The sequence below is a fragment of the Methanothermobacter wolfeii genome, assembly GCF_025397995.1.
GTDB classification, from domain to species: domain Archaea; phylum Methanobacteriota; class Methanobacteria; order Methanobacteriales; family Methanothermobacteraceae; genus Methanothermobacter; species Methanothermobacter wolfei.
In genome coordinates this window covers 443907-453167 of sequence record NZ_CP104550.1, presented here as the reverse complement: position 1 = coordinate 453167, position 9261 = coordinate 443907, and the positions used below count along the sequence as shown (strand labels likewise).

Sequence of the window (9261 nt, the reverse complement as noted above, 5' to 3'; positions counted from 1 at the left end):
ATTATGACCTCCTGGCGTATTTTGCTGTTTCAAAGCCCCTTTCATGTAGCCATTCTCTTGTATGACCTCTGATTATGATTGGTGATTTTTTAAGATCTTCAAGTGTCTCTGCACCTGCAAGGTACATGGCTATTCTGAGTGATTCATTGAATCTCTCTATGAGTCTGATAACTGACCGGTAACCGTGGCTGGCGGCCTCGAGGAGGGGCAGGGCTATTCCAACCATCTCGGCGCCGAGGGCTATTGCCTTTGCAGCGTCAAGGCCGCTTCTTATGCCTCCTGATGAGATCACAGGGATGCTGACTGACTGGGTGACCTCCACGGTGCTTGCAGCGGTTGGTATCCCCCAGTCCCAGAATATTTCTCCCTGGTACCTGTCATCTGCCCTGTAGGTTTCAACTGCAGCCCAGCTTGTTCCTCCGGCACCTGCAACGTCAATGGCTGACACTCCACGTTTTTCAAGTTCTATCGCGTCCTCAGAGCATATACCTGCACCTGTCTCCTTCACTATGACCGGCACGTCAACCGATTCAACTATTCCCCCTATTGATTCAAGGGCTCCCTCTGAATTTATGTCTCCTCCTGGCTGGATTGACTCCTGGAGGGGGTTTAGGTGTACTGCAAGGGCATCCGCGTCTATCATTTCAACAGCCCTTTCAGCGTATTCCGTATGGGAGCTTCCAATGTTACCTATGATCATGGCCTCAGGTGCCTCGCTCCTTGCAATGGAGTAGGTCCCGGCTAGTTCAGGGTGTTCAACTCCAGCCCTCTGGCTTCCCAGTGCAAGTGCAACTCCAAGTTCCCTGGCTGCCCTTGCAAGTTCCCTGTTTATTTTGAGGGATGCAGGGTGCCCCCCTGTAATGGCGCCTATCATTACCGGTGATGAAAGTCTCTTGCCAAGGAAATCAAGACTCAGGTCTATCTTCTCCTTGTTGATCTCGGGCACTGCCCGGTGCACTATTTCAATTTCTTCAAATCCTGTTTTCTTCCTGTACTCAACATCACAGTTGGCGCACAGTATAAGATGCTCCAGTTTTCTATCTGAAATCATTTTAACGCCCTTTATTTCCCTTTTTGATTGATAATCGTAAATGAATTAACCCTGGGGACTGTGCCTCCCTCAGTGATACCCATGATCTGCCAGGTCCGCCTGCTGCAGGTAACGCTAACCCTTAAGGGTTATCCTTGTCCCCCTTACCTCACGGCCCATGAGGGCTCCTTCAATGTTCCCCTTAACACTTGCATTGATTATCTCTGACTCCACACCCTTCTCTGCGAGGGCCAGGAGCTCCCTTATCTTTCCAGCCATTCCACCTGTTACATCGGTGTTTACGGTCCCCTCAAGGGCTTCAAGGTCATGGATGGAACCTATGACCTCTAGGAGTTCCGCGTCAGGGTATCTCCTTGGATCCCTTGTGTAGACCCCGTCAACATCGGTGCCGAGTATCACCCTCTCGGGCATGAGTTCCGCCGAGAAGTGGTTTATAAGCTGGTCCCCTGACACCACAGAGAACCTTCTTTTCCTGTTGAGGTCAAGTACAACGTCGCCGTAGCTTACCGGTACGAATCCCTCGTCAAGGTATGATCTTATAAGTGAAAGGTCAGGGTCCTTTATGCGGCCGTCCTCAGCCACCATAAAGGCTGATGGCTGCACCGATACAGCGGGTATTCCCTCATCAAGGAGGGCCTGGCATACATGGGTGTTCAGTCTTTTAACCCAGTTCTGTGTTATGCCGAATCCCATCCTCCTGTACCTGAATTCATCTTCATCCACTATTTCTGATCCTATCGAGTATTTCATTGCGAAGGGGTGTCCGAATGAACCGGCCCCATGAATTATTAAGAGTGATGACGGTGAAGCATTTGCTACTTCGGATGCTATCCTCTGAAGGTTATTCATGTCAATTCTGGGTTCATCAGAGTCCTTTCTGGTAATTACGCTTCCACCGAGTTTAAGAATTATCATTATAAGAGCCCCTTAATCACTGTGGCCAGAAAAACTTAAAGATGTAAAACTCCTTCACTGGAGAATTCCGCCCTGAGGGTGTTCCATTTCCTGCCAAGCGCCTCTGCAACACTCCCTGCAGTGCCGGGACAGAAGGCCACTATGCTGCCGCCTCCACCGGCCCCTGTAATCTTTGCTCCTGCTGCTCCTGCAGCCCTGGCCTCATGGACCATCATGGAGAGCTCGGGTGTTGAGACTCCCATGGCATCCAGCAAGCCATGGTTGATGTTCATGAGTTCACCCAGGGGTTCCAGGTTGTTTTCAAGGATAAACCTGCAGGCTGTCCTTGTTATCATTTCTGTTGCATCCATTATCATTGACATGACCTCAGGCAGCCTCTCATACCGTTCCCTCACCGAGGCAACCATCTCTGCCGTGTTACCTGACCTATGGGTGGATGAGATTACAAGGGAATCTCTGAGGTCGGCTGAGAGCCTCCTCACGGTCCTGTCAGGTGCAAGGTATATGAGGCCGCCGTAGGTGCTCACGGCCGTGTCCAGGGGGCTGGCGGCTCCCTGCACATCCAGCTCCACCCGATGGGCCCTTGAAGCCGTATCATCTGGGCCCGCTTCTCTTCCATGGTAAGCGTCAAGGGCTCCTATGAGGGCCACCGTGAGTGCCGCTGATGATCCGAGACCTGACCCTGCAGGTACCTCCATGTCCACCCTGACCCTGAGAGGTGAGCCGTCATGGTAGAGTTCAAGGGCCCGCATGATGTAATCAAGTATACCCCCCGCAGGGGTCCCTGACTCTCCTGTGAAGCTGATGCCGAGTGATGGTATATCTATCCTCATCTCACCGGAGTCCTCAAGGGTGACGGTGGTCCTCCTGTTGATGGCGACTGCAACTGCTGGTTTGCCGTATACGACTGCGTGTTCACCAAAAAGAATGACCTTGCCGGGTGCAGATGCCGCTGACCTCAAAGTTTCACCCTCAGATCATCTCAGGACCAGTGATGCGTAGCCCACAACTGAACTGTAGTCCCCGGTTATATCCCCGCTTGTGGCATGCTTGAGGAGTCTGCACCCAGCTGCACCCCTCAGCCTTGATGATATTATGTTTGCAGCCACCGGTCCATAACCGCACATGGTGGCGTTGAGTTCACTGATAACAGCATACATCCCTGTATCATCCATGGCCCTTATCCTCTCAATTATAAGGTTATCGTTTCGCACTGCAAGGTCCTGGGGACTGTAATGGGTGAAGTCCGTGCTTGCAACCACCACGGCGTCTATGCCCGTTCTCTCTATGGCTGATGCGACTGCATGCCCCACATCGGCTGCTGTTTCCTGGTCCTGCATCCACATGGTTACGGGTACTATGGAGAAGTCATCTGTGAAGTACTGTATGAAGGGGAGGTGGACCTCACAGCTGTGCTCCCTGCTGTGGGCCAAGGGGTCTGGGTCAATGATGCCCGATTCCCTGATCACCGCATCTGCAAGTTCGGTGTCTATCTCCACGGTGCCCAGGGGTGTCTCCCATGCACCCCTGTGCATGATTGAAACACCTGAACCCATCCCTGTATGGTTTGGGCAGATTATTATAACCGTTTCGGGTATGCCATCTGTGACAAGTTCGTGGTATGCGTGGGCTGCCACGGGTCCAGAGTACATGAAACCTGCGTGGGGGGCGATCACCCCCTTTATGGTTCTGCCGGAGCCCATGGAGGGTATGCTTCCAGGGCCGAGTTCATGGCTGAAGCACCACTCTATCCTCCTCTTCAGGGCCTCAGGGTCTGCCTCATAGAAGGCCCCCGCCACTGCAGGTCTTCTTATCATAGAACCACTCTAGATTTTCAGTTCAAATTCGGTTGGAGGTATATCCAGGTCCTCATCCTCCTTGAGAACACCCTTCTCCCTCAGGAACTGCCTTGCCAGTAACCAGTAGACCAGTGCTATGGCCTTACGTCCCTTGTTGTTCACAGGGATTGAAATGTCAACGTTACCCAGGAGGTTCTCGGTATCGCAGAGGGCGACGACCGGTAACCCTATCTGTTTGGCCTCGATGATTGCCTGTGAATCTGACCTCGGATCGGTTGCAACCAGGACCTCAGGTTCAAGGAACTTTGCATAGTTGGGGTTTGTCAGCGTACCTGGAATGAACCTCCCTGGTATGGTCCTTGCACCTGTAACCTCACCGAATTTCCTTACAGGCTCCTGCCCGTACTGTCTGGTTGAAACTGCAAGTATATCGTCTGGTTCGTACTTTGCAAGGAACTTTGAAGCTGCTATTATCCTTTCATTCGTCTTCCTTATGTCAAGGACGTAGAGTCCGTCTGACCTTACACGGTAGATGTACTTTTCCATGTCAGCTGTCTTCTGCTGTGTTCCTATGTGCAGTCCTGCTGCAAGGTATTTGTCAAGCGGTATGAGTAGTTCTGACAATCTATCACCTCTAATAAGTTTGAGTGTTATTCAGTGAATGGCAGTTCAGCCATCCTTGAGTATGGAATTTCTTCCTGTATACGTATAAGTTCGTTGAGTTTGGCTATCCTTTCACCGCCAATGGCGCCTGTCTTGATGAGGGGTGCTCCGAATGCCACTGCAAGGTGGGCTATTGTCTCATCGGTTGTTTCACCTGACCTGTGGGATACGACGGGTGTGTACTGGTTCTCCCTGGCGAGTTTAACCGTCAGGTAGGTGTCGGTGAGTGTACCTATCTGGTTGGGCTTGATGATTATTGCGTTGGCCGCGCCCATGGCTATGCCCTCGGCGAGTATCTCTCTGTTGGTCACGAATATGTCGTCACCGCAGATTATGCAGCTGTCACCGACTTGTGCTGTGAGCTCGGCGAAGCCCTCAAAGTCCCCTTCATGGAAGGGGTCCTCAACGTAGTACATGTCATAGGTTTCAATTATCTCCCTGACAAAGTCCACCTGTTCACCAGTATCCTTACTGACATTCTCCTGCTTGTAAACGTATTTTTCCTGTTCAGAGTCCCAGAATTCGCTTGCTGCAAGGTCCAGTGATGGTCTCACCCTGACTCCCAGTTCATCGGTGACCTCCTCACAGGCGGTTACCTGTATTTCAAGGGCGTCATGGTTTGAAATGTTTGGCACCCAGCCACCCTCATCACCCTTACCTCCGGTGAATGATGGGTCCTTCTTCTGTATCAGTTCCTTTATCTTCTTATGTACAGCTGCATTCGCGAATACCGCCTCTGATATGTCCTCCGCCCCTGTTGGGACAACAAGGAACTCCTGTATATCGGGGGCGTTTTTTCCTGCATGGGCGCCTCCGTTTATCATGTTACCCAGGGGGTAGGGTATGCATGTTGCAAGGTTTCCGCCCAGGAACCTGTAGAGGGGCATGTTGTATGATGATGCCGCTGCCTTGGCAACTGCCATGGAAACAGCAACCACGGTGTTGCCGCCCAGGGATGACAGGTTTTCTGTGCCGTCGATCTCCTTAAGAACAAGGTCTATGTCCTGGAGGTCCTCCGCGTCCATCCCTATGAGTTCTGAGGAGATTATATCCTCAACCTCTGTTATTATCTCATCCACCCCACCTGATGGGAAGGCAACAACCTCCCTTGAACCTGTACTGGCACCGCTCGGGGCTGCCGCCCTTCCAAAGCCATTCCAGGTTACAACATCAACCTCAACCGTGGAGTTTCCTCTGCTATCAAGGATCTTCCTTACTCTAACATCTTCAATGATACTTTCCACAAAAACACCTCACAATAAACTCTATCCTGAAAAATAGTGGTTTATTAGAGTTTATTTATCTCTTCTAACGTCCAGTGGTATAACCTTCTTTTCAAGTTCCTTCCGGGCTATGTCAACAGGGTCCAGTGACTCCTCAATATCAACGAGGGGCCTTGCACCCATTGATATCTGAAGTGCCCTGGCACCTATCAGCCTTGCCCTTTCAAAACGTGTAAGTTTTTTTGACGCCATATTCTGCCTCCAAGGAAAAACAATAAATTGTTCCTGGATTAAAAGTTTGATGGGACCGCCGAGATTTGAACTCGGGTCTCCAGCGTTCCGGTGCTGACCATCCCCGTTCCAGTTGAAGAGCCATGGAAACTTCTTCAATGGCTGGGAGGATGGACCAAGCTACCCTACGGTCCCCTACCATGTCTCAACGTGTGAAATTAACATTCTCCTGCAACAGTACCTCTTAAGACCCAGGTCATCAAGGACCTTTCCAGGGTCTTCGCCATCAGCCACTCTCTCCTGATACTCATTGAAATAGGCTGATACAGGTTTTCCGCAGCTTAAACATCTTACTGGAATCATACTGAATCATTCTACTCTTTAGTTTGTAAATAAAAAATATATAAAGTTATCGATGGGTTTACCTGTAACTCTTCTGTCTCCTTGCACGGGCTCCCCGGCCACCGTACTTTTTGGGTTCTGAACGCCTTGGATCCCCTACAAGCATTGTCCTGTCATACTGTACGAACCTTTCCTTGAGGTCCATGTCACCTGTCCACTCGACAAGGCCCTTGGCGATGACCATCCTTGCAGCCTCTGCCTGACCAACAACTCCACCGCCAACGACCCTGACGTTTATGTCGACGTCACCGGCAGCTTCGCCTGCAAGTTTGAGTGGCTCCATGATCTTGAGCCTTGCAAGTTCAGGTGTGTAGAGTTCCACAGGGACCTTGTTGATCCTTACCCTACCTTTACCTTCCCTGATGGTCCCCCTTGCAATGGCGGTTTTCCTCTTACCACTTGTATGAATAACCTTTTTCATGATTACACTTCCTAATGTCTAGAATTTTGCGCCCAGGAGCTTTGAGATCTCTCCGAGTTCCATTCCCTTCTTAACGTTACCTGCCTTTGCATCAGGTATCTCTGCAAGTTCTTCATCCTGGAATTCCCTGGGTACACCGACGTATGCCTTCAGACCCTTGAAGGCTTCTCTCCCCTTTGTTTTCCTGTAGGGTAGCATTCCCCTTACCGTTCTCCTGAATATGTCATCCGGTCGTCGGGGGTACTTGGGCCCCATCCTTCGGGGGTTGGATATGCTTGCCCTGTCGATCCTCTGTTTGTACTTCCTGTATGCCCATTCCTTTGAACCGGTTATTATGATCTTCTCTGCGTTTAAGACAACCACTTCCTCTCCCTCGAGGAGTTTCTGGCTGACCACGCTTGCCAGTCTTCCAAGGATATGTCCTTCTCCATTGATAATCATGAGCAACACCCTTATTCTATTATCTTTATGTTCTTTATGGCCTGGTTTTCCTCAACTACGCTTCCGAGGGTCAGGCACTCTCCACCGGCCCTTTCTATTTTATCCCTGGCTGCCTTTGAAAATGACAGGGCAACGACCTGGACACTGTGGTCAAGGCTTCCGCTGCCAAGAACCTTTCCAGGTACAAGTACTGTTTCATTTTCATCTGAGTGCCTGTTTATCTTTGACAGGTTGACTGCAGCCCTTCTGCGTGTAGGCCTCTCAAGCCTTCTGGCAACGTCCTTCCATATGGCTGCGCCTTCCTGGGACGACTTTTTCCTGAGATTACGTATGAGTTTTAGAAGATTGGGATTTGTTTTGGTAATCTGCCTTACCATAAGTTAGCCTCCTTCACAAAATGCTATAATATTCTCTGCCTTTTCCCTTAGGATATCGCATGCCTTTAAGAGAACATCCCTGGGGTCAACTGATCCGTCGGTCTCTATCCTGAATATGAACTTACCTTCCTCGTATCCCACATCTACTGCCCCTTTATCGCACGCCCTCAGACAGCTCTTACACATTGAACAGTTCTCAGTGTCAAGGACCGCTGGTTTACCATCTTCCTCTCCAAGAACTCCCCTTGGACATGCATCGACACATTCAAGGCATTCGTCACAGTTCTCCCTGAAAACTATCCTGGGGTAGTACTTGTATGCGCATGCAGTTGTTGGTTCCCATTTTGCATGTTCCCTTCCTGTTCCAAGCTGTGCGATTGCCTCAAGTTCAACCTCATCTTCATCTCCAAGTTTCACGAGGGGTATGTCCTTGAAGGCGGGTTTGACCGATGGTGTCTCCGGTGAGAGGTCCCCTGAGTAGACCACACCGGGCCCCTCCTTTTTGAGGGTCAGGGAGACGCTGCACTCCGGGCAGTACTCCTCACACTCACATTCCTCAGGCATGTTAAGAGTGTCCATGAGTTCCTGTTCGGCAGCGAGGGGTACGAGTCCAAGCCTGTGGGCAAGTACCTCGTCGAACATTTTGGCGTCGTTTTTGTACATGTTCACGTATTCAATTGCCAGCTTTGGGACCTCCATCATGCAGGTCCTTCTTATGGCATTTATGAATGGAACTGTGACGCCGGTTACCACAAAGACCATTTCGGTGTCAGTTTTTTCCTTAACAGCGATATCCATTTTAGACCCTTCTTCCCCTCTTACCTCCAGGTCTTCCTGTTCCATCGTGAGGTATGGGAGTTACATCCTCAATTTTACCTATCCTCATTCCAGCCCTTGCAAGGGCCCTTATAGCTGCTTGTGCACCGGGTCCGGGTGTCCTTGGACCGTTTCCGCCTGGTGCCCTGACCTTGATGTGTAGGCCAACTATGCCCTCCTCCTTTGCATCATCAGCTGCCCTTGTGGCGGCTTCCATTGCAGCGAAGGGTGATGATTCCTGACGGTCGGCCCTGACAACCTTACCACCTGACCACTGTGTGATGGTCTCTGCACCGGTTATATCTGTTATGGTGATTATGGTGTTGTTGAATGATGAGTAAATGTTTGCTATTCCCCATTTTTCCTTTTCAGCCATTTTATCTCTCCCTGAATTTATTCAGCGTCCTGGGCTGCTTCCATCTGTTTTTTCATTGGGGATGAGGGGTAGAATCCTATCTTATCCTCTTCTCCCCTTTTAACAAGGTAGCCTGGGGCGTCAAGTTTTTTTCCGTTCAGGGTTATGTGGCCATGGACAACCAGCTGCCTTGCCTCATTCACGGTCCTTGCAAGGCCCCTCTTGTGGACGATGGTCTGGAGTCTCCTTCTGAGCACATCCTCAACGGTGAGGTCCAGGACGTCTTCGAGTTTGGCTCCCTCATTGAGTATCCCTGCCCTTACAAGGTGGCCGAGGAGCTGCTCCCTTTCTGTCTTTGTGTGTTCGCCTGATAGACCAAGGAGGTACCTTGCGTCCCTCCTGTATCTCCTCACCATCGTCTCTGCCTTCCAGACTTCCTTCTTGTTTTTAAGGCCGTACTTTGATACAAGCCTGTTTTCTTCCTTTATCCTTTCAGCGTTCCATGGGTGAGGTGGAGTATCATATTTTTTTCTTGCTTTACGTGGATGTCCCATCTTAATCTCTCCT

14 protein-coding genes and 1 tRNA gene are annotated in these 9261 nt (G+C 50.5%); all 15 read right to left on the bottom strand.

Annotation, left to right across the window (positions count from 1 at the left end; translation table 11 throughout):
• Position 1 precedes the first annotated feature (1 nt).
• On the bottom strand, positions 2-1051 hold the full coding sequence (fni, locus tag N5910_RS02575; RefSeq protein WP_074358605.1) for a type 2 isopentenyl-diphosphate Delta-isomerase: 1050 nt from the start codon (positions 1049-1051) through the stop codon (positions 2-4).
• Positions 1052-1165: 114 nt separating this feature from the next.
• A complete protein-coding gene (locus tag N5910_RS02570; RefSeq protein WP_074358604.1) occupies positions 1166-1966 on the bottom strand; it encodes an isopentenyl phosphate kinase in 801 nt (266 codons plus the stop codon).
• A gap of 35 nt (positions 1967-2001) precedes the next feature.
• Positions 2002-2928, bottom strand: a complete 927-nt coding sequence (gene mvk, locus N5910_RS02565; RefSeq protein WP_191216397.1) for a mevalonate kinase — start codon at positions 2926-2928, stop codon at positions 2002-2004.
• Between the two features lie 15 nt (positions 2929-2943).
• Positions 2944-3783 (bottom strand): AmmeMemoRadiSam system protein B, encoded by an 840-nt coding sequence (gene amrB, locus N5910_RS02560; RefSeq protein WP_074358602.1) that lies wholly within the window; start codon positions 3781-3783, stop codon positions 2944-2946.
• A 9-nt stretch (positions 3784-3792) separates the two neighbouring features.
• Positions 3793-4389, bottom strand: coding sequence for a 30S ribosomal protein S2 (gene rpsB, locus N5910_RS02555; protein WP_074358601.1), 597 nt, complete (start codon positions 4387-4389; stop codon positions 3793-3795).
• 26 nt (positions 4390-4415) lie between these two features.
• Positions 4416-5672, bottom strand: a complete 1257-nt coding sequence (eno, locus tag N5910_RS02550; protein ID WP_261599725.1) for a phosphopyruvate hydratase — start codon at positions 5670-5672, stop codon at positions 4416-4418.
• 51 nt (positions 5673-5723) lie between these two features.
• Entirely contained in the window at positions 5724-5903 is a 180-nt protein-coding gene (locus N5910_RS02545) for a DNA-directed RNA polymerase subunit K (RefSeq protein ID WP_074358599.1), read from the bottom strand.
• A 50-nt stretch (positions 5904-5953) separates the two neighbouring features.
• Positions 5954-6077, bottom strand: a tRNA-Pro gene (locus N5910_RS02540).
• On the bottom strand, positions 6078-6245 hold the full coding sequence (locus N5910_RS02535) for a DNA-directed RNA polymerase subunit N (protein WP_074358598.1): 168 nt from the start codon (positions 6243-6245) through the stop codon (positions 6078-6080).
• Positions 6246-6303: 58 nt separating this feature from the next.
• Positions 6304-6705, bottom strand: coding sequence for a 30S ribosomal protein S9 (locus N5910_RS02530; protein ID WP_074358597.1), 402 nt, complete (start codon positions 6703-6705; stop codon positions 6304-6306).
• An 18-nt stretch (positions 6706-6723) separates the two neighbouring features.
• A complete protein-coding gene (locus tag N5910_RS02525) occupies positions 6724-7146 on the bottom strand; it encodes a 50S ribosomal protein L13 (RefSeq protein ID WP_074358596.1) in 423 nt (140 codons plus the stop codon).
• An 11-nt stretch (positions 7147-7157) separates the two neighbouring features.
• Positions 7158-7523: a 50S ribosomal protein L18e gene (locus tag N5910_RS02520; RefSeq protein WP_074358595.1), complete on the bottom strand. Its 366-nt coding sequence runs from the start codon at positions 7521-7523 to the stop codon at positions 7158-7160.
• 3 nt (positions 7524-7526) lie between these two features.
• Entirely contained in the window at positions 7527-8321 is a 795-nt protein-coding gene (locus N5910_RS02515; RefSeq protein ID WP_074358594.1) for a DNA-directed RNA polymerase subunit D, read from the bottom strand.
• 1 nt (position 8322) lies between these two features.
• Complete coding sequence (locus N5910_RS02510; RefSeq protein ID WP_074358593.1) at positions 8323-8715, bottom strand: 30S ribosomal protein S11; 393 nt, start codon at positions 8713-8715, stop codon at positions 8323-8325.
• Positions 8716-8732: 17 nt separating this feature from the next.
• Positions 8733-9248: a 30S ribosomal protein S4 gene (locus tag N5910_RS02505; protein ID WP_074358592.1), complete on the bottom strand. Its 516-nt coding sequence runs from the start codon at positions 9246-9248 to the stop codon at positions 8733-8735.
• Positions 9249-9261: the final 13 nt, after the last annotated feature.

Coding starts and splice junctions, on each gene's coding strand:
- fni (WP_074358605.1), bottom strand. CDS start 1,051: ATGATTTCAGATAGAAAACTGGAGCATCTTATACTGTGCGCCAACTGT.
- N5910_RS02570 (WP_074358604.1), bottom strand. CDS start 1,966: ATGATAATTCTTAAACTCGGTGGAAGCGTAATTACCAGAAAGGACTCT.
- amrB (WP_074358602.1), bottom strand. CDS start 3,783: ATGATAAGAAGACCTGCAGTGGCGGGGGCCTTCTATGAGGCAGACCCT.
- N5910_RS02545 (WP_074358599.1), bottom strand. CDS start 5,903: ATGGCGTCAAAAAAACTTACACGTTTTGAAAGGGCAAGGCTGATAGGT.
- N5910_RS02535 (WP_074358598.1), bottom strand. CDS start 6,245: ATGATTCCAGTAAGATGTTTAAGCTGCGGAAAACCTGTATCAGCCTAT.
- N5910_RS02530 (WP_074358597.1), bottom strand. CDS start 6,705: ATGAAAAAGGTTATTCATACAAGTGGTAAGAGGAAAACCGCCATTGCA.
- N5910_RS02525 (WP_074358596.1), bottom strand. CDS start 7,146: ATGATTATCAATGGAGAAGGACATATCCTTGGAAGACTGGCAAGCGTG.
- N5910_RS02520 (WP_074358595.1), bottom strand. CDS start 7,523: ATGGTAAGGCAGATTACCAAAACAAATCCCAATCTTCTAAAACTCATA.
- N5910_RS02515 (WP_074358594.1), bottom strand. CDS start 8,321: ATGGATATCGCTGTTAAGGAAAAAACTGACACCGAAATGGTCTTTGTG.
- N5910_RS02510 (WP_074358593.1), bottom strand. CDS start 8,715: ATGGCTGAAAAGGAAAAATGGGGAATAGCAAACATTTACTCATCATTC.
- N5910_RS02505 (WP_074358592.1), bottom strand. CDS start 9,248: ATGGGACATCCACGTAAAGCAAGAAAAAAATATGATACTCCACCTCAC.